The 21,540-nt window shown below is 71.2% G+C and carries 22 protein-coding genes and 3 pseudogenes; 12 read left to right on the forward strand and 13 right to left on the reverse strand.

Annotation, left to right across the window (positions count from 1 at the left end; all coding sequences use genetic code 11):
- Window positions 1-178 precede the first annotated feature (178 nt).
- From IO33_RS48660 to IO33_RS53670, 6 genes and pseudogenes are all read left to right on the forward strand, one after another.
- Window positions 179-418, forward strand: a pseudogene (locus IO33_RS48660) (4Fe-4S dicluster domain-containing protein); the annotation flags it as partial.
- Window positions 415-1,233, forward strand: a complete 819-nt coding sequence (locus IO33_RS0140425; RefSeq protein ID WP_031174097.1) for an FAD/NAD(P)-binding protein — start codon at window positions 415-417, stop codon at window positions 1,231-1,233. The pseudogene IO33_RS48660 and the gene IO33_RS0140425, both read left to right, overlap by 4 nt.
- Before the next feature lies 1 nt (window position 1,234).
- Window positions 1,235-2,086, forward strand: a complete 852-nt coding sequence (locus tag IO33_RS0140430; protein WP_031174098.1) for an NADH-quinone oxidoreductase subunit B family protein — start codon at window positions 1,235-1,237, stop codon at window positions 2,084-2,086.
- Between the two features lie 24 nt (window positions 2,087-2,110).
- Window positions 2,111-3,457 (forward strand): Ni/Fe hydrogenase subunit alpha, encoded by a 1,347-nt coding sequence (locus tag IO33_RS0140435; protein WP_031174099.1) that lies wholly within the window; start codon window positions 2,111-2,113, stop codon window positions 3,455-3,457.
- On the forward strand, window positions 3,454-3,927 hold the full coding sequence (locus IO33_RS0140440) for a hydrogenase maturation protease (RefSeq protein WP_031174100.1): 474 nt from the start codon (window positions 3,454-3,456) through the stop codon (window positions 3,925-3,927). The genes IO33_RS0140435 and IO33_RS0140440 overlap by 4 nt, the downstream gene beginning before the upstream one ends.
- A gap of 87 nt (window positions 3,928-4,014) precedes the next feature.
- Window positions 4,015-4,149: a hypothetical protein gene (locus IO33_RS53670; RefSeq protein ID WP_280921959.1), complete on the forward strand. Its 135-nt coding sequence runs from the start codon at window positions 4,015-4,017 to the stop codon at window positions 4,147-4,149.
- 17 nt (window positions 4,150-4,166) lie between these two features.
- On the opposite strand, the gene IO33_RS46345 is transcribed toward IO33_RS53670, so the two are convergent.
- On the reverse strand, window positions 4,167-4,598 hold the full coding sequence (locus IO33_RS46345) for a hypothetical protein (protein WP_031174101.1): 432 nt from the start codon (window positions 4,596-4,598) through the stop codon (window positions 4,167-4,169).
- A 284-nt stretch (window positions 4,599-4,882) separates the two neighbouring features.
- Between IO33_RS46345 and IO33_RS0140455 the strand changes: the two genes are divergently transcribed.
- Window positions 4,883-6,397: a DUF1254 domain-containing protein gene (locus IO33_RS0140455; RefSeq protein WP_051927272.1), complete on the forward strand. Its 1,515-nt coding sequence runs from the start codon at window positions 4,883-4,885 to the stop codon at window positions 6,395-6,397.
- A 226-nt stretch (window positions 6,398-6,623) separates the two neighbouring features.
- A complete protein-coding gene (locus tag IO33_RS0140460) occupies window positions 6,624-7,502 on the forward strand; it encodes a universal stress protein (protein ID WP_031174103.1) in 879 nt (292 codons plus the stop codon).
- Between the two features lie 53 nt (window positions 7,503-7,555).
- On the opposite strand, the gene IO33_RS50840 is transcribed toward IO33_RS0140460, so the two are convergent.
- Entirely contained in the window at window positions 7,556-7,768 is a 213-nt protein-coding gene (locus IO33_RS50840; RefSeq protein ID WP_031174104.1) for a hypothetical protein, read from the reverse strand.
- A gap of 288 nt (window positions 7,769-8,056) precedes the next feature.
- On the opposite strand from IO33_RS50840, the gene IO33_RS0140470 reads away from it, so the two are divergent.
- On the forward strand, window positions 8,057-8,500 hold the full coding sequence (locus IO33_RS0140470; protein ID WP_031174105.1) for a universal stress protein: 444 nt from the start codon (window positions 8,057-8,059) through the stop codon (window positions 8,498-8,500).
- Window positions 8,501-8,529: 29 nt separating this feature from the next.
- Here IO33_RS0140470 and IO33_RS0140475 read toward each other — a convergent pair whose 3' ends face one another.
- The 9 genes and pseudogenes from IO33_RS0140475 to IO33_RS0140510 all read right to left on the reverse strand — a co-directional run bounded on the left by IO33_RS0140475 (window position 8,530) and on the right by IO33_RS0140510 (window position 17,142).
- Window positions 8,530-9,186, reverse strand: coding sequence for a potassium channel family protein (locus IO33_RS0140475; RefSeq protein ID WP_031174106.1), 657 nt, complete (start codon window positions 9,184-9,186; stop codon window positions 8,530-8,532).
- A complete protein-coding gene (locus IO33_RS0140480) occupies window positions 9,183-9,842 on the reverse strand; it encodes a potassium channel family protein (protein ID WP_031174107.1) in 660 nt (219 codons plus the stop codon). The genes IO33_RS0140475 and IO33_RS0140480 overlap by 4 nt, the downstream gene beginning before the upstream one ends.
- The gene (locus tag IO33_RS0140485; RefSeq protein WP_245236041.1) at window positions 9,839-12,694 is read right to left on the reverse strand and encodes a cation-translocating P-type ATPase; all 2,856 of its coding nucleotides are present in this window, start codon (window positions 12,692-12,694) and stop codon (window positions 9,839-9,841) included. Before IO33_RS0140485 ends, IO33_RS0140480 begins: the two co-directional genes overlap by 4 nt.
- Window positions 12,684-13,142, reverse strand: a complete 459-nt coding sequence (locus tag IO33_RS0140490) for a CBS domain-containing protein (protein WP_031174109.1) — start codon at window positions 13,140-13,142, stop codon at window positions 12,684-12,686. The genes IO33_RS0140485 and IO33_RS0140490 overlap by 11 nt, the downstream gene beginning before the upstream one ends.
- 38 nt (window positions 13,143-13,180) lie before the next feature.
- Complete coding sequence (locus IO33_RS0140495; RefSeq protein ID WP_031174110.1) at window positions 13,181-14,176, reverse strand: Acg family FMN-binding oxidoreductase; 996 nt, start codon at window positions 14,174-14,176, stop codon at window positions 13,181-13,183.
- A 30-nt stretch (window positions 14,177-14,206) separates the two neighbouring features.
- On the reverse strand, window positions 14,207-15,085 hold the full coding sequence (locus IO33_RS48670) for a universal stress protein (protein WP_031174111.1): 879 nt from the start codon (window positions 15,083-15,085) through the stop codon (window positions 14,207-14,209).
- Window positions 15,069-15,335 carry a DUF1918 domain-containing protein gene (locus IO33_RS51505; protein ID WP_167349508.1) on the reverse strand — a complete coding sequence of 89 codons (267 nt, stop codon included), beginning with the start codon at window positions 15,333-15,335 and terminating at the stop codon, window positions 15,069-15,071. Before IO33_RS51505 ends, IO33_RS48670 begins: the two co-directional genes overlap by 17 nt.
- A 213-nt stretch (window positions 15,336-15,548) precedes the next feature.
- Window positions 15,549-16,274 (reverse strand): annotated as a pseudogene (locus tag IO33_RS51510) (beta/alpha barrel domain-containing protein); the annotation flags it as partial.
- Window positions 16,275-16,704: 430 nt separating this feature from the next.
- Entirely contained in the window at window positions 16,705-17,142 is a 438-nt protein-coding gene (locus tag IO33_RS0140510) for a hypothetical protein (RefSeq protein ID WP_245236042.1), read from the reverse strand.
- A gap of 166 nt (window positions 17,143-17,308) precedes the next feature.
- Between IO33_RS0140510 and IO33_RS0140515 the strand changes: the two genes are divergently transcribed.
- Window positions 17,309-18,181 carry a CBS domain-containing protein gene (locus tag IO33_RS0140515; RefSeq protein WP_031174114.1) on the forward strand — a complete coding sequence of 291 codons (873 nt, stop codon included), beginning with the start codon at window positions 17,309-17,311 and terminating at the stop codon, window positions 18,179-18,181.
- 129 nt (window positions 18,182-18,310) lie between these two features.
- Here the strand turns inward: IO33_RS0140515 and IO33_RS0140520 are convergent.
- Window positions 18,311-18,625: pseudogene (locus tag IO33_RS0140520) on the reverse strand (response regulator); the annotation flags it as partial.
- 123 nt (window positions 18,626-18,748) lie between these two features.
- Entirely contained in the window at window positions 18,749-19,405 is a 657-nt protein-coding gene (locus IO33_RS0140525) for a CBS domain-containing protein (protein WP_031174116.1), read from the reverse strand.
- Between the two features lie 246 nt (window positions 19,406-19,651).
- On the opposite strand from IO33_RS0140525, the gene IO33_RS0140530 reads away from it, so the two are divergent.
- Both IO33_RS0140530 and IO33_RS0140535 read left to right on the forward strand, forming a co-directional pair.
- Window positions 19,652-20,557: a universal stress protein gene (locus IO33_RS0140530; RefSeq protein WP_031174117.1), complete on the forward strand. Its 906-nt coding sequence runs from the start codon at window positions 19,652-19,654 to the stop codon at window positions 20,555-20,557.
- 28 nt (window positions 20,558-20,585) lie between these two features.
- Complete coding sequence (locus IO33_RS0140535) at window positions 20,586-21,494, forward strand: universal stress protein (RefSeq protein WP_051927273.1); 909 nt, start codon at window positions 20,586-20,588, stop codon at window positions 21,492-21,494.
- Window positions 21,495-21,540 lie beyond the last annotated feature (46 nt).

A 21,540-nucleotide genomic window follows, 5' to 3' on the forward strand; every position in this document is an offset into this window, starting at 1 on the left:
GAACATGTGCGTTTTCGAGCGAGAGTCGTTGGAGGCGCTGGCGACGCTGACGTCCCCCTCGCGTTCGGTCAGGTAGGTGTGGGCCGACGGGGCGAGCCCGGAGCCCACCTGATGCGCGACTGCGCCCGCCAGGGCATGCGCGCGCCGGCCCGAGCGGACGGCGACTGCGCCCTGGACTGACCTGGACTTCTCCCAGCTGCACGGCGGCCCGGTCCGCTCCTCCTCCCGCAGCCGTTACCGCCAGTGGATGACCCACGAACTCGGCACCTGGTACGACCAGTTCGGCTCGTCCGGCTGCGTGGGCTGCGGACGCTGCATCGTGTGGTGCCCGGTCGGTATCGACATCACCGAGGAAGCGGCCGCCCTGCACGACTGGACACGGTCCGGGGAGCCGGCGTCCGCGGCGGAGCCACCGTGACCACCGTGACGCCCCCGCTGCCGTACCGGGTCTCCGACACCCGGGACGAGACCGCCGACACCCGGTCTTTCGAGCTGGTACCGGCCGGGGTAGCACTCGCGCCCTTCTCACCGGGGCAGTTCGCGATGATCTACGCCTTCGGAGTCGGTCAGGTACCCATCTCCGTGAGCGCCCTGCGCGGCCGGGACGGGGGGCTCGTGCACACCGTGCGCGCGGTGGGCGCTGTCTCGACCGCGCTGTATCGGCTGCGCCCGGGTGACACCGTCGGACTCGGCGGGCCGTACGGCACCGGCTGGGACCTCGAAGCGGCAGCGGGTCACGATGTGCTGGTGGTCGCCGGAGGCATCGGGCTGGCCCCGCTGCGGCCGGTCGTACATGCCCTCGTGGACCGACCCGCCGCGTACGGTCGGCTCGCGGTCCTCGTCGGCGCTCGCACCCCTGCCGATCTGGTCTACCGGAACGAGATCGACAGCTGGCGCGGCCGGGCCCGGGTGGAGGTGACCGTCGACCGGCCCGGTCCCAGCTGGCACGGTGCGGTCGGCGTGGTCACCACCCTCCTGGACCGGCTCGATCTGCGTCCGGAACGGTCCTGCGCGCTGGTGTGCGGGCCGGAGGTGATGATGCGTCACACCGCACGCGACCTCGTGGCCCGCGGCTTGCCTCCCCACCGCGTCCAGGTGTCCTTGGAACGCAACATGCACTGCGCCACCGGCCACTGCGGCCACTGCCAGCTCGACCCGCTCCTGCTGTGCCGCGACGGGCCGGTCGTCGGCTACGACCGTGTGGCAGACCTGCTCCTCGTGAGGGAGTTGTGACATGGTCACCGAGCTGGGCCCGGCCATTCGCACCCGGCCGACGCTTGCCGTGTGGAAGTTCGCCTCCTGCGACGGCTGCCAGCTGACCCTCCTCGACTGCGAGGACGAACTCCTCGGTCTCACCGAACGCGTCCGGATCGACCACTTCCTGGAGATGACCCCGGCCGAGGGCGCCGACGGCGGGCGTGCGCGGCTGGAGGGGCGGGGGCCGTACGATCTGTCCCTGGTCGAGGGGTCGATCACCACCGCCGAGGACGTCGAGCGGATCCAGCACGTCCGTCGAATCAGCCGGTACCTGGTCACCATCGGGGCCTGCGCCACCGCGGGCGGCATCCAGGCTCTGCGCAACTTCGCCGACGTCGACGACTTCCTCGCAGCCGTCTACGCCCAGCCGGAGTACATCTCCACCCTGGAGACCTCGACACCGATCTCTGCCCACGTGCCGGTCGACTTCGAGCTGCGCGGGTGCCCCATCGACCGCCGACAGCTCCTCGAAGTCATCGACGCCTTCCTGGCCGGCCGCAAACCCCGGATCCCGAACCACAGCGTCTGCTTCGAGTGCAAGCGGCGCGGCACCACCTGCATCACCGTGGCCCACGGCACGCCCTGTCTCGGCCCGGTCACGCACGCCGGATGCGGCGCCGTCTGCCCCGCCTACGGACGTGGCTGCTACGGCTGCTTCGGACCGTCGAGCAAGCCCAACCTGCGCTCGATGGTCGCGCAGCTGCGCCGCGACGGGATGAGCGAGCGGGACATCCAGCGTGTCTTCCACACCTTCAACGCCGCGTCGCCGGAATATGCCCCAGTACCCGACCTCGCGGCCGAGGAGCAGCAGCAGAGCCCACCGGCCTGACGGACCACGCCCGGAAAGGCTCGCATGAACCATCGCGGAACCCGCGTCCTGCGGCTGGACGCGCTGGCCAGAGTGGAAGGCGAGGCAGCCCTCCACCTACGGGTCGAGGGGGACACGGTCGCCGAGACGCGGCTGCGCATCTACGAACCGCCGCGCTTCTTCGAGGCCTTCCTGACCGGCCGCGGCCACACCGAGCCTCCCGACATCACCGCCCGCATCTGCGGCATCTGCCCGGTCGCCTACCAGATGAGCGCCTGCCGGGCGATCGAGGACGCCTGTGGTGTCACGGTGGACGGCCCCCTCGCGGAACTGCGCCGCCTGCTGTACTGCGGCGAGTGGATCGAGAGCCACACCCTGCACATCTATCTGCTGCACGCCCCAGACTTCCTCGGGCACGCGGACATGGTGGGACTCGCCCGTGACCAACGCGCCGCGGTGGAACGCGGCCTTCGGCTCAAACAGGCCGGCAACGCGATCCTCGAACAGCTCGGCGGCCGCCCCATCCACCCCGTCAACGTGCGGGTCGGCGGCTTCTACCGGACACCTGCACCGGCCGAACTCCGTCCGCTGGCGGAGCGGCTGCGGCAAGCCCGGGACGACGCGCTGGAGACGGTCCGATGGGTTGCGGCGTTCGACTTCCCCGACGCCGTGTGCGACCACGACCTGCTTGCGCTATGTGCCCCCGGCCGGTACGCCATCGACTTTGGCACTCCGGCGGTCATGACCGTCCAGAGCGGAAGCCCGGCGCTGCGCGAGTTCGCCCTCTCCGACTTCGAACACCACGTCCAAGAGGGGCAGGTTCCGCACTCCACCGCCCTGACGGCCACGCTCGACGGCCGCCGCTACCTGACCGGTCCGCTGGCGCGCTACGCGATCAACGGTCAGTGGCTGTGTCCCGTGGCCGCCGAGGCGGCGCGGGAAGCCGGTCTCGGTGATCCGGCGACCGGCACCCTCTGCGACAACCCCTTCCGCAGCGTCGTCGTACGCGCCGTGGAGGTGGTTCATGCCGTCGAAGAGGCCCTGCGCGTCATCGACGCATACGAACAGCCTCCCCGGCCGGCCGTCGACGTCTCGCCGCGCAAGGCCGTCGGCGCTGGGGCCACCGAGGCACCCCGCGGTCTCCTGTACCACCGCTACGCCCTCACGGAGGACGGCACGCTCACCGAGGCCCGCATCGTTCCGCCCACGGCCCAGAACCAGACCGCCCTCGAGGAGGACGTACGCCGGGCGGTCCAGGCGCGCCTGAACCGTGCCGGGCCCTCCGCCGACGACGAGGAACTCACTCACCTGTGCGAACGCGCCATCCGCAATCACGATCCCTGCATCTCCTGTGCCGCGCACTTCCTCGACCTGACGGTGGAGCGCGGATGAGTCGCCGGGTGGTGGTGATCGGGGTGGGCAACCTCCTGCGCGGCGACGACGGAATCGGCCCGGCGACGGTGGAAGCACTCCGTGGCCGCGTCCCGGACGACACCGAGCTGGTGGTCAGCGACGGCGAACCCGCACGCATGCTGGACCTGTGGCGCGGTGCGGACGCCGTGGTCCTGGTCGAAGCCCTCCGTACGAGCCCGGCCCGCCCGGGTGAGCTGCACACCCTGACACCGGCGGAGGCCGCCGGCCACGCCCTGGGTACGGCGAGCACGCATGCCTTCGGCCTGGGAGAGTGTCTCGCCCTGGCGGAGGCCCTCGACCAGCTGCCGCCAAAGCTTGTGGTGCACGCCGTGGAGGTGGCCGACGTCGCACTCGGCGCGGGCCTGAGCCCAGCGGTGCGGTCGGCGCTCCCCGAGCTGACCGAGCGTGTCGCCGCCACGGTCAGCCAGGCATACGACCGCAACCGCTGATGTTGGCCTGTTCTCCAAGCAGCGTGGGTGGGCGCGGGGAGCTCGCGGGCGACGCCGCCTGTGGACCGTCGGGAGCGGAGATCAGGCGTGGCGCTGGTAATTGTTCTCGTACTCGTCGAACACGATGTGAGCGTCGCCCTGTGCCCCGACCCGCAGGTCCTCCTCGAGTGTGCGGACACGGTACTGCCAGCCCTGGGCAAGCTGCAGACGCTTCCCGAGTGAGGGCAGTTGCCCCACGCTCAGGTCAGGATCGACGTGCCGGGAGAGGCTTTGCCTGACGTACGGGTCTCCCCCGGGGGAGACCAGTTCATGGATCTCGCGCCCCGGTTCGGGACGTGGACGCCGGCCACGTTGTGCATGGCGATGCCTGCCACCGCGGTCACCCGCCCTCCGTCGCGAAGCTCCGCGGTGGCGGTGTCCATGAGCGCGCGGCGCGGCCCGTTCATCCACACCGTGTCCCCGTGGAACTCCGCGGCCAGGGCGGTGGGGTCCAGAGCGCGGAACTGCTCGTCGGTGAAGTCCACCGGCAGACCGAGGGTGTTGTACACGGTCCCCTTTGCTCCGGGGCCGTCAGCGTCCTTGGTGAAGACGACGATCTCGGCGTGAGGTACGCCGCGGAGATTCTCGAACGTCTTCGTCACGGTTCCCCGGTCGGCCGGTGTCGACGACATGCGGTGACTCACTTCCTGAGTGATCGGCATCCCCGTCCCGCTCTGGCTACGAACATGTGCACCCATCCGGTGTCGCGCTCGCGGAGGGGATGCACCGCTCGGCCGCCCGGGTGCGACGCGGCCCCGCTCGGCACTGTCCAGGCGTCGGTGCGAGCTGCCCAGCCGGAAGCGGCTGTAAGCCGTCCGGCTGCGTCCGACGGCGAAGCGGGGGACGATGGTCTGGGGTGCCGCGGGCCCGGGGTATCCGGACCTGCCTCCGACGCTGTGAGCGAAAGGGTGTTGATATGTCCGAACCCTCGCAGCCCCCTGCCTGGCGGCGGATCCCCGAGGGCATAGCGGGCACCGCCGTCTCGGCGGCCCGCGCCGCCGGGCGTGTGGCTCTCCATCCCAAGTCGACGATCGATCGCGCACGCCACCTGCCCGAGCTCGTGCCTGTGCTGGGCCAAGCGGTGAAGCCGATCGTGACCGGGCGAATGGGCGACTGGCGCGGCGAGTACGCCTACACGCTCGGTGAACAGGCCTTCGTCTACGGGTTCCCCTACATCTACTACGCCCAGCTGCGGCACGACTGGGTGACGCAGCCGCGGAACCCGTCGACGGTGCCGTACGCGGCGGTGAACCATTTCTGGCACGCCGAGCGGCTGCTGGACGCGACCTACCGCGACGGTGGGTGTCCCAACAACGACACCTTGTATTCGGCGGCCTGGGTGAATCTGGGCAGCGAGCCGGTCATCCTCTCCCACCCGGACATGGGTGATCGTTACTTCACCTTCGAGCTGGTCGGGATCACGTCCGACAACTTCGACTACGTCGGTCAGCGCACCACCGGTTCCGGCGCGGGCAGCTTCGCGCTCGTCGGCCCGGGCTGGGAGGGCAGGCTTCCCACCGGGGTGCGACGGCTCAAGAAGGCGCCGAGTCCGTGGATCCTCGTGCTCGGCCGGACTCTCGTCAGTGGCATGGACGATGTACCACGTGTCCGAGAACTTCAGGCGCAGTACCGGCTCACCCCGCTCAGCCTGTTCGGCAAGCAGGACGCGACAGTTCCAGAAAGCCGTGAGGTCCTGACTCCGATCCCCGCAGCGGAGGATCCTCTGGGACCGTGGAAGACCCTGAACGCGATGCTGGCCGAGAATCCTCCGCCGTCGCATCACGCGCTCCTTCTCCAGCAGTTCGCCCAGATCGGCGTAGGTCCCGGCCTCGACGTCGAGGATCAGCCCGACGTGGTCAAGCGAAGCCTGGCCCGGGCCGCCGCCGTCGGTGTGCCCATGCTCAGGCAGCAGATCCTCAGCGGCGACTGGGCCCACCTCGTCCACGGCTGGCGCTATCCGCCCCCGCAGATGGGGCGTTTCGGCGACGACTTCCTCAAGCGTGCCGCCGACCAGGCCCTTATCGGTGTCGCCGCCAACGATCCCGCCGAAGCGGTCTACCTGCTCAACTTCGACGACGCGGACGGCAACAAGCTGACCTCGGGCGGCCGCTACGAACTGCACTTCCCCGGCGACGCCCTGCCGCCGGTCGACGCCTTCTGGTCGCTGACCGCCTATGGGGAGGATATGAACCTCATCCCCAACCCGGCCGACCGCTACTCGGTGGGCGACCGCAGCCCCGGCCTGCTGCGGGACCCGGACGGTGGACTGACCATGCATCTGCAGAGAGAGTCGCCCGGCCAGGAACTGGAGGCCAACTGGCTGCCCACTGCCGAGGAAGGCACCTGGTTCGTCGCCCTTCGGATGTACCGGCCCTGTCCCGAGGTGATCGACGCGACCTGGGAGTGCCCTCCGCTGACCCGCATCGCCTGACGTTTCGGCATGGCCGGCCTACCGGACGGAGATGCCCGAGAACGACCTCGCCCTACGGGCCTCGGCAGGCGAGGCCACCTCCTCCAGGGCGAACTGCAGGGGGCGGGGCCGAAGGTCCTCCGATACAGGACGATGTGCCCCTCGTAATGCCCGGAGCGGAGTGCCAGGGTGAAGTCGCACCCCACTGTGCCGCACGAGACGGCAGACCCTGAAAGGCGGTGGGCAGATGTCACTTCCTCTGGTGGTGGGTGTAGACGGATCGGACTCGTGTCTGACGGCGGTCGACTGGGCCGTGGACGAGGCCGTGCGCCACGGTGTTCCGCTCAGGCTGGTGTACGCCTCCCTGTGGGAGCACTATGAGGCCGGCCTCCCCTCGGTGGGCCCGGGGCGCCCTTCCGAGCAGGTGCTGGCCGAGCAAGTCGTGGCTTCGGCGGCCGAACGCGCCGAACGGCGCAACCCGGATGTGAAGGTCACCACCGACATCATCCCGGAGGACGCGGTGGACGCTCTCGTTCGCGAGGGCGGGCAGGCCTACACGCTGGTGACGGGTTCGCGTGGCCGGGGCGCTCTCAAGGGACTGCTGCTGGGGTCGGTCGGTCTTGCCGTGTCGGCCCGGGCGCACTGCCCGGTGATCGTGGTCCGGGGCGATCCGGCGGGGCTCGCGGGCACGCACGAGCGGATCCTGCTGGGCGTCGGTGACGCCGACGACACGAGCACCGAGGCCGTGCGGTACGCCTTCCGGGAGGCCGAGGTGCGCGGCTGTGTCCTGGACGTCGTGCATGCCTGGCGCAGGGCCGCCTTCGATAGGCACGGCAACCCGATACGTGCAGGAGGGCCGGAGGACACCTGCGAGGAGCGTGCCTCCGCTGTCGTCGACGCTCGGCTCAAGGCCGCGATCGGTGAGTATCCGCATGTCCGGACGCGCCCGGCGACGTCGGGGGGACCGGCCGCCAAGATCCTCGTGGACCGGACGGCTGCTGCCGACCTGGTGATCGTCGGGGCACGGCGCCGAACGAGCGCCTTCGGATTGCAGCTCGGCCGCGTGAGCCATGCACTCCTGCACCATGCCCAGTGCCCGGTCGCGGTCGTGCCCGCACGACAGTGAAGCTTCGAGGCATCGGCACACGAGGGGGAACTCGGCACGGACGCCGCGGGCTCTCAGCCGAAGAGATTCCGGACCCTGATGGTTTCGACGCGCCTCCACGTGCCGTCGGGCAGCAGCGTCCGATCGCCGTCCGCGCTGCGAGCGACCGAGCGGACGGTGCCGGCGGCCGGGCGAGCGGCCCGCCGCCGGGCGCTCCTGGCAGCACCCGACGGAGCACTGCCCAAGGTGCGCTCGGCCTGCGGAATGGCTTGGGTGCGCTGGCTCATCGGCCCCTCCCGAGACGGTCGACGTCCAGCATCGATCCCCTGGGCACCGTGACGGACGGGGCCGAACGGCACCCACAAGGACCGTGAGACCCATGTCCGGCCGGTTGGGCGAGGCGGGACGGTGTCGGAGGGCGCGTCGGAACCGAGGTCTGCTGAGTGGAGGACCGTGCCCCGTCCGTCATGCCGCCGGATGCGCATCTCTGGCGGTGGGGCGAGGCGGCCCGCAGTGTGGAGAACAGAGGTGTATCGGCCGGGCGGGGACGGACACCGAAGGAGAGGTGGGTACGCATGGACAAGGATGCCTCCGAGCGTCGGGTGGTGGTCGGTGTCGACGGGTCCCAGTCCTCGTACGAGGCCCTGCGCTGGGCCGTGCGCTACGCAGACCTGGTCGGCGGCTCGGTGGACGCGGTCGCGGTGTGGGAGCTGCCGGGCCTGTACGGCTGGTCGGGGCCCGCTGTGGACATGGACGTCGATGAGGACGAGACCCGGCAGAAGATGAGCCAGGAACTGACCGATGTGCTCGGCGCCGGCGCTGCCGGCTCGGTTAGGACCCACGTGGTGCACGGCAACGCCGCCGACGTCCTGCTGAGAGCAGCCGAAGGGGCCGAGGTCCTGGTCGTCGGCAGCCGGGGCAGGGGCGGGTTCGCGCGCGCCCTGCTCGGTTCCGTCAGCCAGCATGTGTCGCAGCACGCGAGCTGCCCGGTCGTGATCGTGCGCTGCCAGAAGCAGTGACGCGAGACCGGTCTCGCCCCCGGGGCGGCTCACTGGAAGGCGGCGTGGATCTCCTGTTCGGTCGCTTCATGCGACACGAGCAGCAATTCGTCGCCGGGGAGCAGCCGTACCTCGGGACTTGGGACAGTGGGCTGCCCCTCCCGTACGACGGTGGCGACCACGGTGCCTGCGGGCAGGGAGACCTCGCCCAGGGTGTGACCGGCGGCGCGGGACCGTTCGGTGATCGCGGTCTCGATGACCTCGACACCGGCCTTGCTCAGTCGCAGCAGTGCCACCGTGTCGGTGGCTCCGGTGGCCTCCTCGATGAGGGAGATCAGCGGGGCGGCGGCGGGCACTGCCGCGTCCACGCCCCACCGCTGGTCGAAGAGCCAGGCGTTTTCCGCCTCGTTGACGCGCGCGGCCACACGGCCCACCCCGAACTGCCGCTTCGCCAGCAGGCTGATGACCAGGTTGTCCTCGTCGCGGCCGGTGACCGCGATGACGAGGTCGCAGGCCAGCACGCCCGCGCTCTCCAACAGGCCCGGCTCGCAGGCGTCCCCGGCTACGAGGCTCACGTGCGGCAGGCCTCCGAGTTCCGCCACACGCTCGTCGTCGTACTCGACGAGGGTGACGTCGTTGCGGGCGGCGGCCAGTACCTGGGCGATCTGGGTGCCGAGTCGGCCCGCGCCCGCGATCAGGACCTTCACGTTCCCAGCTCCTTGTCGAGAAAACCGCTCAGCCGGCCAAGCGCCGTTGCGGCGACCCCGAAGGTGACGAGGTCACCGGGCTCGGCCAGGACATGGCGTGCGGGGAGCAGCGACCGGCCGCCGCGGGTGATCTCTACGACCCGGATCTCGCCGTCGACGTCGAACTCCGTGACCTGTCGCCCGGTGAGATAGGACGGCAGCTGGGAGCGGACGAGGAGTGTCTCGCCGTTGCCGAAGGAGACTTCGGGGGTGAGGTGCCGGTGCAGCAGCATCTGATGGATGCGGCCCACAGCCCAGCGGACGCTGGAGATGGTCGGGATGCCCAGGTCCCGGTAGATGTCGGCGCGGCGAGGGTCGTGGATGCGGGCGAGGACGATCGGGACGCGGTACGTCTCCTTGGCGGTGCGCGCGCTGACGATGTTGCTGTTGTCCCCGGAGGTGACTGCGACGAACGCGTCCGCGTGGGCGATTCCGGCCGTCTCCAGTGCGGAGCGGCTGAAGCCGTTGCCCACGTGGAAGGCGCCGGGGAAGCCCGGTGACAGTTTCTTCTGGGCCTTGGGCTGTCGGTCGATGAGCCGTACGTCGTGGCCCTCGGCGACGAGTTGCGTGGCCAGGGTGGCGCCGACCCGACCGCAGCCCGCGATGATCACTCTCATGGCGTTCCTCCCTTCGGGGACGGCCTACGGCGCCGCAGTGCCCATTTCCTGACTTCTTCGGCCGCCAGCAGCAGTGCTCCGAACGCGGTCAGGACCGCCCAGTCGGCGGGGGCCAGCGGCGCGGTGTGGAAGAGGGCCTGGAGCGGCGGCGCGTAGCTGATGGCGGCCATCAGCCCGATGCCGAAGCAGCCGGCGGCCAGCAGCCAGGGATTGGTCAGCAGGCCGGCGCGGAAGACGCTCTGCCGGTCGGTGCGCACGGCGAGGGCGTTGAAGAACTGGCTGACGACGATGCCGGCCTGGACCATCGTGATCGCCTCGCGATAGACGGGGTTGTCCTTGGTGAAGTCCGCGTAGGGGATGCCGGAGGCGTGGATGTGCCAGAAGAAGACGGCGCACACGCCCAGGGCCTGGATTCCGCCGAGGAAGAGGATGCGGCCCATGACGGTGGCTGAGAAGAGCCGCTCCTGGCGGGGCCGCGGCGGGCTGTTCATGACGTCGGGTTCCATCGGTTCCGCGCCGAGCGCGAGGGCGGGCAGCACGTCGGAGCCGAGGTCGATGGCGAGGATCTGCACGGCCGTGATCGGCACCAGGGGGAATCCAGCAAAAGTCGCCGCGAGGATCGGCACGAGTTCGGCGATGTTGTGGCTGAACAGGTAGATCAGGAATTTGCGGATGTTGCGGTAGACCGAGCGGCCCAGCCCGACCGCGGTGGTGATGGAGGCGAAGGAGTCGTCGAGCAGCACCATCACCGCCGCCTCGCGGGCGACGTCGGTGCCGGAGGCACCCATGGCGACCCCGATGTCGGCGTGCTTGAGGGCCGGGGCGTCGTTGGCCCCGTCGCCGGTGACGGCCACGACCTCGCCACGCCGCTGCAGCGCGGTGACCACCCGCATCTTGTGCTCGGGGCTGACCCGGCACAGCAGCAGTTCGGAGGAGCTGGTCAGCAGGTCGTCCAGGCCGCTGTCGTCCAGCGTGTCCAGCTGGATGCCGGTGGCCACGGTCGGAGCCGGCTCCTGCACGATTCCGACGCGACGGGCGACGGCCTCCGCGGTGAGGGGATGGTCTCCGGTGACCATGACGATGCGGATGCCGGCCCGCCGGCACGCGTCCACCGCGTCCCGTACCTCGGGCCTGGGCGGGTCGTACATCCCGGCGAGTCCCAGCAGGGTCAGCTCCGACTCGACGTCCGCGATCGGCGGCCGAGGCCCGGAGACCTGCCGCCGGGCGACCGCCAGCACGCGCAGGCCCTGCCCGGCCATGCCGTCCGCGGCTGCGATCACACGGCTGCGATCGGCGTCCGTCAGCGGCGGCCGCCCGCCACCCTGGTCCAGGGCGTCGCAGCGGGTGAGCAGTTCGAGCGGGGCACCTTTGACGCATGCGAAGTACGTTCCGTCGCTGTCGCGATGGACGGTGCTCATCAATTTCCGTGCCGAGTCGAAGGGATACTCCGCCACCCGGGGCGCCCGGGTCTCCTCTTCGAGGGGATCCAGACCGGCCTTCATAGCCGCCACCAGCAGCGCACCTTCGGTGGTGTCTCCCAGCACCAGCCACGCGTCCCGACCGGCGGTCCGCACCAGTCGGGCGTTGCTGCACAAAGCCGCCGTGCGCAGCAGCTCGCGTACGGGCGGGGCATCGGTTGTCTCACCGACCGGGGCGTACCCCACGCCCGTCACGGCGTACGACACACCGTCCGCCCACAGCTGTACGACGGTCATCTCGGCCTGCGTGAGGGTGCCCGTCTTGTCGGTGCAGATCACGCTGGTCGAACCTAGGGCCTCCACGGCGAGCAACTGCTTGACCAGCGCGTGCCGACGGGCCATGCGACGGACACCGATCGCCAGCGACACGGAGAGGGTGGCCGGCAGTCCCTCGGGCACGAGAGCGACCATCACCCCCAGTGAGAAGACGAACGTGTCGACGAACGGCTGCCCGCTGGGCACGCGCACCGCGAACAGAACGGCCCCGGTGGCAAGCGCCACGCCCGCGACCCGGCGGGCCATGACGGCGACCTGCCGCTGCAAGGGGGTCTGCTGCCTGGGGGCGGCGGCGGTGAGCCGGAAGATGCGCCCGAACTCGGTGGCCGTACCGGTGGCGAACACCACGGCTTTGCCGGTGCCCGCGACCAGGTCGGTGCCCATGAAGACGCAGTTGCGCGCCTCCAGCGGCGGCCCCGGCGGCACGGGTTCCGCGATGCGCGTGACGGGATCGCTCTCACCGGTGAGCGCGGCGTTGTTGACGGCGGCTTCCTGTGCCTCGACCAGCCGGCAGTCGGCCGGCACCGCGTCTCCAGCCTCCAGGACCACCACATCGCCCGGCACCAGATCCCGCGCGGACAGCTCCCGCCGCTCCCCGTCCCGCAGTACCCGGCAGGTGTGCGGCACCATCGCCTGCAAGGACTCCGCGGTGCGCTCGGCGGAGTACTCCTGTGCGAAGCCGATACCGGCGTTCAGCAGCACCACGCCGAGGATCGCCAGGGCCAGTTGCAGGGTTGCCGGATCCCGGGGCCGTCCCAGCCCGTAGGCGAGGAACGTGATCGCCGAGGAGACGAGCAGGACGACCGCGAAGAGGTCGGTGAACTGTGCGAGGAGCCGACGCCATACCTGGCCGCGGGGCGCTCCTGGCAGTTCGTTGGGGCCGTAGCGGTCCCGCCGTGCGGCGGTCTCGGCCGGCGTCAGACCGCGCGGGGAGCTTTCCAGAGCGGCGAAGACCGCGGGAGCCGGCAGGTAGGGGACCGACGACGCAGAGGTGCCCGGCCGGTCCGCAGGCGGCGCATGTGCCGCGGCCTCGCGGCCTGCCGCCGGACCGTCCTCGTGGAGCGCGGTCGTGCCCAGCCGGGCCTGTTCAGGGCTCATCCGGGACTCCGGCCTCCTGGGGCGGTCCCGGAGGCTCCTGCAGGACGCTCCAGGCCACCGGCCCCAGCAGGTCGGCGAACCGACGGAACAGGTCGAGGAACAGGTCGTCGATCGCCAGCACGCCCACCACCCGGCCCGCGTCCAGGACCGGAAGCCGGCGGACCCCAGTGCGACGGAACGCGCGATAGGCAGCCTCAAGATCCTCGACGGCCTCGACCGTGACGGGGCGGGCCGACATGATCGCGTCCGCCCGGGCCCTCGCGTCCAGTCCGCCGCCCAGGCCACGAACGACGAGATCGCGGTCGGTGACGATGCCGTGCAGGGCTCCGTTCTCGACCACCAGCACCGACCCGACGGCGCTCTCGGCCATCAGCCGGGCCACCTCGACCAGGGTGGAGTTCGGCGCCACGCACACCGGAGGAGCCGTCATCACCTCGGAGACCTTCATGCGCTCCTCCTCGCTGTCCCGTGGTCCGCCCGGTCCACTCAGAGAACGTCGAGCAGATCGGCCACCGCCCGCCGCGGGCTCGCGGGGCCTTCGGGGCCGTGACCGAGCCGGATGATCATCTGCACATGGGCCATCGCGGAGACGGGGTCGCGGACGGCCCATCGGATCTCGGGCCACTCCAGGGGTTGGGAGGTGACCGAGGCGACCAGCCCGTCCGCCGTGGCCTGGAGCAGGACCCGCTCCAGCGCCTGCCCGGCCGACAGCCAGTCTGCCGGCCCGTCGTGGACCGTCCCCAGCAGGGCGATGTTGGGTTCCCTCTCGAAGAGCGCCCAGCCGCTTTCGGGCAGCGGACGGCCGACGGCGAAGTCACGCACGGGGACCGAGGTACGGCGCTGCCGCGGACCGAAAGCCTCGGCGGCGATACCGTCAGCGGCCTCGGCCTCGGCGTCGCGGGAAGAGCCGGCGTGCGCCCAGCGCGCCGTCTCCTCGCGCACGTCCGGCGCCAGCACCTCCCTGCCCTCGGCGTCCCGCACCAGCTCCAGGATCGACTGCACGTGCCATGCTCCGGGGAACAGCAGCTGTGCGCCCTCGGCGAGCGCGGCCTCCTGCAAAGTCTCCTGCACGGCGATGGGGAGCGTCTCCTCGCGGAAGGGGAAGCGGCTGGAGTGGCGGCGGTGGATCGCAGGGCTCAGCCGGGCGAGCGCTCCGTCGGGAGTCCCGGTGCCGCACAGATGCGCCTCGGCGAGGAACTCCGGGTAGGCCGGGTCAGGTAGCAACCGGACGACCGGCGCGAGTCCGGCCGCCGCGGCGGCCACCCGGAGGTTGAGCAGCGCCGCGCCGCACCCCACGTGCAGGCCCCGGTTCTCGGGGTCGGTCCGCGGCAGTGCCCGCTCCAGGTCCGCGTACAGTCGCAGGACGCCGATGTCCTGCAGGTAGCGGAAGGTCCAGGGCTGGGCGTTGTGCAGCGAGGGTGCCGCCGCGGCGTCCGCCACTAGTCCGGCGACGGTGTTCATGTCGAGAGGTGGTGCGGTCACGGCTGCTTCCCTTCGTGCCGGTGTGCCGGTTCACTCGCGGGTCGGTACGGCGATGACGGGGCAGCGGGCGTGGTGCAGCACGCCCTGGCTGACCGAGCCCAGCAGCATGCCGGCGAAGCCTCCGCGGCCCCGGGTCCCGACCACCAGGCCCAGCGCGTGCTCCGAGGCGTCGGTGAGCACCTGGACGGGGTGCCCGACGAGCACTTCGTGGTGCAGGTCCACCTCGGGATAGCGGGCGTGGCGTCCTGCCACGATCTCGGACAGGAGCCGGCGGCACTCCTGCTGCGGCTGGTGCTCGTCGAAGACTCTCAGTGGTCCGGGCTCCCAGACGAGCAGGGCCCGCAGCCGGGCACTACGCAGGGCCGCCTCCTCGAACGCCACGTCGACCGCGGCACCGGAGTGTTCGCTGCCGTCCACGCCGACGACGAAGTACGCGGGCTCCTCGGTGACGTGTTCCGGCTCCGGGACGACCACCAGGGGACAGCGCGTACGGGCCATGACCGGCAGGGCGACCGCCGTGGAGCCGAACGCCTCCTGTCTCCGGCTCAGGTGGCGCGACCCCAGCACGACGGCGGTGGCGTCGCGGCTCTGCTCGCGCAGCACCCACACCGGGTCGCCCTCCGCGAGCAGCGCGTCGACCTCGAGCTGCGGGTGCCGGGCCGAGACGAAGTCCACGGCCTGCCCCAGCGCCTGCTGGCCGGCTTTGTGCAGAGCCTCGTTCCACTCCTCCCAGGACGGCGGGACTTCCTGCCTCCGGTAGCCGCGAGTGGGCACGCCCTCCACGTGGACGGCGCGCAACGGCAGCCGTCTGCGGGCGGCCTCGTCGGCCGCCCAGGCCAGTGCCATCCGGTGTACGGGATCAGGATCGACGCCCACCACGATCGGCCGGCGGTCACCGGGCCCGGACATGCCCGCCTCCGGTCACCAAGTGCCGGACGTACGCATCGGGACCCGGGAAGTACAGGGTCACTCGTCCGTCCTCGGCCCACCGCACGTCGTAGGGCGGGCTGCCGTCCTTGTGGTGGAGTCCGACGATCTCGCCGTCTCGTGCGACGACCCCGGCCGCGGTCCCGCGAACCACGATCTCGTCGCCCACACGGGCACGCATCGAGGTACCCGGGTCGGCTTGCGCGTTCTTCGCCGGTGCGGGAGCGGACATCGCCCTCGCCTCCTTCTTGCGGTGGCGCGGAAGGATGCCGCCGCCACTTCCATGGAAGGCGTCGGCAGCGCCTGACTGCCAGGGGCCAATGGTCCCCACCGGAGGCCTGCCGACCCTCCGCCGTCCTGCGGCAGGCCAGTGTCCAGAGACCGAGGACGCCGCGGAATGCAGGTCGGCGGCGTCCGACGGCGCGGCGCGGTGCTCCGGGCACTGGCGGACTTCGATGTCGGCTCGCACCACGGCCGTCAGATGGTCGAGCGCCTCGGACCGCACCGGCCGGACCGGCTCGGGATTCTCGCTCCGGCGCGCCGAGTCGGGCAGGTCGGCCAGGTCCTCGCGGAACCGCTTGCGCGCGTCAAGCCAGTGGTCCGGCGCCCCCGTCCGTCGTCCACCCCGCATCACCGTGGGCAACAGTGGCTGTGCGGAGTCCGGTGGTTCCTCGGCCGCCAAAGCGATGACGTCCGGCCGTCCGGGCCAACGGAAGACCTGCTTGCGGCCCGGGGCCGTGACCTTCGCCGAGGACAGTTTCATCACGGGCCGGCCGTCGTACTCGACGAGCTTGTACGCGGCGTCCAGGTACGGGGCGTCCGCGGCGGCGCCCACCTTCGTGCCCACGGCGTACGCGTCGATGGGGGCTCCGGCGCGTACGAGCCGGTCCACGCCGTACTCGTCGAGGCCGCCGCTGGCCACGATCCGTACGCCGGTCAGCCCGGCGGCGTCGAGCAGGGAGCGCGACCGTCGTGAGAGTGCGTCGAGGTCTCCGCTGTCCAGGCGGATCGCGCAGCCGGGGCCACGCCGCAGATCGGCCAGGACCCGGGCCGCGATCCTGACTCCCTGTTCCGTGTCGTAGGTGTCGACGAGGAAGGTGACCGGACCGGGGTGGCAGCGCGCGAAGGCGCGGAACGCCTCCTCCTCACCGGGGAAGGCCGCGTTGTAGGAGGCGAGGCGGTGAGCGCCGCCCTGAGTTCCGCGAGCGTCCCGGCACGCTCCAGACTTCGCCACGCCGTCTCCAGGGAACCGAGCCGGTAGGGCTCCGGCGCCCCGGTGCACCCACTATCCGATGCCGGCAGCCGGGCCACCACGTTGGCGATCTCGAATCCCGAGGCGAGCGGCACCAGCAGGCGAGCGCCACCGCGCGGCAGCCATCCGGCCAGCACCCGCAGATGCCACAGGAGGCCGGCGGCCACCGCCCGCTGGGCATCGGGCAAGCCCACCGTCGTCCGCGTGTACCGTGCGTACGGCGTCGTGGCGAGGCACCGCCGGGCGACGTCGAGCGTCGGACCGCGCGCGATCTCACGTGCCCCCTCGGCGCCCGGATACCTTGCGACGAGGGCTTGCGCCCGCACCGCTCCGGCGACCCATCCGGCACTCACGGTTCTTCCGCCGTCCCGCTCGCCAGTCTCATGGCATCGGCCACGGCGAGGTCCACCAGGTGCGGCCTGCGTTCCCCTGCCCGCTCGCGGATCGCCGAGCCGGTACGGTCTCCAGCCACGCGCAGCGCGTCGGCCTCCTGACGGGCTTCTCGGAGGAGTGGTTCCGCGGCCTGCCGGCGGGCCACTGGAGCCTGCTCCCGTGCATCTGCCAGCAGACGTTCCGCCTCTCGTACGGCGTTCCGCCGAAGGGCCGCTGCTGTCTCCTCCGCGGCGGCCCGGATCCGTGCCACCTGCTGCTGAACATCCGTCAGCCGTGCGAGAGCGGGTGCCAGTTCCGCCGCGCGTTCCGCCATGCGGTCGGCGGGCACGCCGGTCGCGGACGCCCCTGGCGTTCCCGCCGGACGGAACCGCTCCAGGAAGTCCCGCAGGCTCATCGGCAGCCTCCTGCCGGTCGGTACTCCTCCAGTTTCACCGTGCCGGTCCCACGCCGCACCGGATAGGGGCCCTTACTCGTTCCACCAGGGCCGTTCGGCTCTTGGCACAGGTGGCGAGAACGGGAGACTGGGACGGTAGGCGACTCGACGGAGTCAGGAGGCCGCTGTGAACGCGCACGAGAACTTCCGCGCGCAGGCCGATGCTCGGCAGGGTGCGCCCGCGCGTGCCTGGAGCCCGGGAGAAGCGGCTCGACAGGACATGCTGCTCCGCTACCTGGGGGCGGTCGCCTCAGCCGCGGCCAAGCACTCCGGCAGTGCGGCCGAGCGCTCGGACACCGAGGAGCGGGCACCGTCGACCGTAACGCCCACGCGGCGGCCGGACCTCCCCAAGGAGCCCGGTATGCCACTGGTGAGGGAGGTGATGGACGTGCCCGCCGCCTCCCTCGGCGAAGAGCTGGCGTATCGCGACATCGCCCGGCTGTTGGCCCGTGAGCAGGTGGGCGCACTTCCGGTCGTGGATGCCGAGGACCATGTCGTCGGCGTCGTGTCCGAGTCCGATCTGCTGGCCAAGGTCGCGTTCGAAGCTTCCGGCCACCGGCCCGGACGCATCGGCCGCCTGCGAGAACGCCGGATGCACGGCAAAGCCCGGGGCGAGACGGCCTCCGATCTGATGTCGAGTCCCGCGATCACGGTACTGCCGGGCACGACGGTGGCCGAGGCCGCCTGGCTGGCCGCGTTGTCTCGGCTGAAGCGCATGCCCGTCACCGATCGCGAGGGTCGACTCGTCGGCGTGGTGCGTCGTGACGCGTTGTTGCAGGCGCTGATCAGGGATGACGCCGGTATTCGGGTGGAAGTTCAAGCCGCGCTCGAAGCCTGCTGCCTACCGACCGACCGGGAGAGTGTGGCTGTGACCGTGCACGATGGCATCGTGGAGCTGACAGGACGACTGGCGTCGTCGGCGACGGCGGCCCGGCTGGTGGCGGAGGTCGAGGGCATCGCCGACGTCGTCGAGGTGAAGAACCTGCTCACCACCGACTGAGTTCGGCCGCTTTCACATCGGATCACCGGGGGATGTGGTTCCCGGCATGGTGGGGACCGTGCAGGCCGGAGTCGTGGTGGTCGAGGTGGGAGGCGAGGACGGCCGCCTGTGGACCCGGCGCTGCACTCCGAGCTTGTCGAGCAGGGCTTCCTCGTCGTCGAACGAGGTCAGCGTCAGACACGCCAGCTCCGGCATCCGGTCGCGCAGCTCCCGGCAGACCGAGATGCCGTCGCCGTCGGGCAGCCGGACGTCGAGGACGGCCACGTGGGGACGTAGGGCGGGGCCCCGGACCAGCGCGCGTGCGCCGGTGTCCGCGTCGCCGACCACGCAGATGTCGGGTTCGGCGTCGAGGAGGTCGGCAAGGCCACGTCGTACGACCTCGTGATCGTCGAGCAGGAACACGCGGATCGGGTCCTGCTCGCTGAAGGTGCGCATCTCTGTCACGGCGACCCCACGTGTCGCAGATGATGGCCAGGCTGCCGATTGCCCCAGGGACCGATCGTCACCCGTCGCCGCCAGACGCACCAGGGCCGACCGGCCCGGTCACCACGACGGCATCGCCTCCGGTCACCGCACGGCGGTGTGCTGGGCGAGGTCGAACTCCACCCCCACCACACCTTCGACAGCCCTGATCAGGCGGGCTGCGACCGGCACGAGGGCGCTGTCGGCTAGCCGGCCGGTGAGCGTCACGACCCCGTCGTGCACCTCCACGTGGACGGCCGACGCCGGGGGCGGGAAGAGGTACGAGGCGATCTCGCGCCGCACTTCCTCGGCGATGTCTTCGTCGTCGCGCAGGAAGACCTTGAGCAGATCGGCCCGGCTGACGATACCGGCCAACAGCCCTGCGTCGTCCACCACGGGCAGCGTCTTGACCCCTTCGTGCGCCATGATGCGCGCGGCTTCCGCGAGGGTGGCGCCGCCCCGGACCGTGACGGCGGGGGAAGACATGAGGTCGCCGGCCGTGAGAGCACTCGCCTTCGCCACATCGACGGGCTGCCGCAGCTGGAGGTAGCCCGCGTCGGGGTCGTCCCGGAGCTCCTCCTTGGGCAGCAGGTCGGCTTCGGAGACCACGCCGACCACCCGGCCCTCGCCCTCGAGCACGGGCAGGGCGCTGACCTGCCAGTCCTGCATCAGCTGCACGATCTCCTTGAACGGGGCACGGCGGCCGACGGCGGCGACCGTCTGGGTCATCACGTCGCTGACGATGCGAGGGGTGCCGTACATGGTGACTCCGTGAGGGCCTCGATGAGGTGTCCGACTCCTACCAGGGTGTGCCGGGGACGGTCGGTGGTGCCAGGGGTCGCACGGCCCTAGGGACGGGACGGGCCCGTGCGGCTTCCGGGTTGCAGTGGGTCTCTTCCGGGCCCACTGAGGGTCGGCCGGGCCCTGATGGGGCCGTGTGGCCCCTCATCCCTTCGGCACCACGGCGCCACGCTGGTGTCGGAACCCTCGCCCCGGGAGGTGGAGACCATGTCCCGCACCGTCACCGTAGGTGTCGACGACTCGCCCGAGAGCCGGGCCGCAGCCGAGTGGGCGGCGCGAGAAGCGCTGCTCCGCGGCCTGCCCCTCAAGATCATGTATATCTCGGAGCCGGCGCCCAGGTTCGTTGCCAGGACACCACTGCTCGATCCCGACACCTACCGGCGGTGGGCAGAGCAGTTGACACGCGAGGCTGCTGACGGCATCCGGCTTCGCCACCCGGGCATCGAGGTGACCACCGAGCAGCTGACCGGGACCCCGGCCGACCTGCTGTGCGAGGCGGCGGGCTTCGCCGAGCTGCTGGTCCTGGGCTCGCGGGCCCTCGGTGGCCTGGAAGGGTTCATGGTGGGCTCGGTGAGTCTGGGCGTGGTGGCCCGCGCCGAGCGGCCTGTGGTGCTGGTGCGGGCGGGAGAGCAGGCCGCCGACGAGCACAAGATGGATCCGGCGGGGGTGCCGTCCGCCGCAGCGCCCTTCCGGCCCGTCGTGCTGGGACTCGACATCGACCAAGCGGACGACACCTTGCTGGAGTTCGCCTTCGATGCCGCCGCGCGTCGGAAAGCCCCCCTGCGGGTCGTCCACGCCTGGCCCGAGCCGCCGACCTCCTTCTACCGCTTCGCCGGCGACGCCGAACTCTACGAGACGCTCGAACGCGGACAGGCCACTCTCCTGAGCAAGGTGCTCCATCCCTGGGTGCAGAAGTTCCCGGACGTCGAGGTGATCGAGGCAAGTCGGTGCGGAAGTGCCGCGCAGGTTCTCGTCAACGACTCCCGAGACGCCTCCCTCGTAGTCGTCGGCCGACGCATCAGCACCAGGTCGTTCGGCGCCCGCATCGGCCACGTCACCCACTCGGCCCTGCACCACATCGCCGCTCCCGTCGCCGTCGTCGCACACGGCTGACCTCCGCTCCGGAGAATGGAGAGACGCCATGTGCGCAGCCGCTGTACATGCCTATGGGGAGCTGCTGGAGCTACCCGTGGTCGTCGGTGTCGACGGCTCCGAGCCGAGCTTGCGGGCCGTGGACTGGGCCGTCGACGAGGCCGCCCTGCGCGGGACGTCGCTCCGGCTGGTGTACGCCTCCCTCTGGGAGCGCTACGAGGGCGTTTCCGTGGCTGCCGACCTCGCCAAGCCGTCCGAAGAGGTGATGGCCGAGGACATCGTCCGGACCGCCGAGCGGCGGGCCCGTCACCGGGAACCAGGCGTCAAGGTCACCACCGACGTGCTGCCCGAGGAACCGGAATACGGCCTGATACGCGAGAGCCGCAGCGCCCTCGCGATGGTGCTGGGCTGCCGGGGCCGCACCGGGATGACGGAGGCCCTCCTCGGCTCGGTCAGTGTCGCCGTGGCGGGACACGCCCACTGCCCGGTGATCGTGCTCCGCGGAAGCCACGACAACCAGGCACGCACCGGGACGCACGGCCGCATCGCTCTCGGGGTGGGAGAGAAGCCGACGGGTTCGCCTGCGGCACGATTCGCGTGCGAAGAGGCCCTGCTGCGCGGGGTCCCGCTGGAAACCGTACGTGCTTGGCGCCGACCACTGCACGAGCCTTCCGCACATCCCCTGATCGTCGGCCACCCTGCGCACTTGGAGGAGCAACAGGCGGCGGACATGGTGGAAGAGGCGCTGCGGGATGCCCCGACCGGCCTGCAGGTACAGCGGCGTACGGTCGAGGGCTACGCACGGGACGTCCTGATCGCGGTGTCCCGTGAGGCCGACCTGCTCGTCGTCGGTGCCCGACGGCGCCAGGGCCACTTCGGGCTCCAACTCGGCCGAGTCGCCCACGGCGTGCTGCACCACGCGGCCTGCCCGGTGGCGGTCGTACCCGAGCCCGCCTGAGCCTGCTGCTTCGGTATCCAGGCCTGGAGGCGTCGGCCACTGGCAC

It is taken from the genome of Streptomyces durhamensis (assembly GCF_000725475.1).
In the GTDB taxonomy this organism is placed as follows: domain Bacteria; phylum Actinomycetota; class Actinomycetes; order Streptomycetales; family Streptomycetaceae; genus Streptomyces; species Streptomyces filipinensis.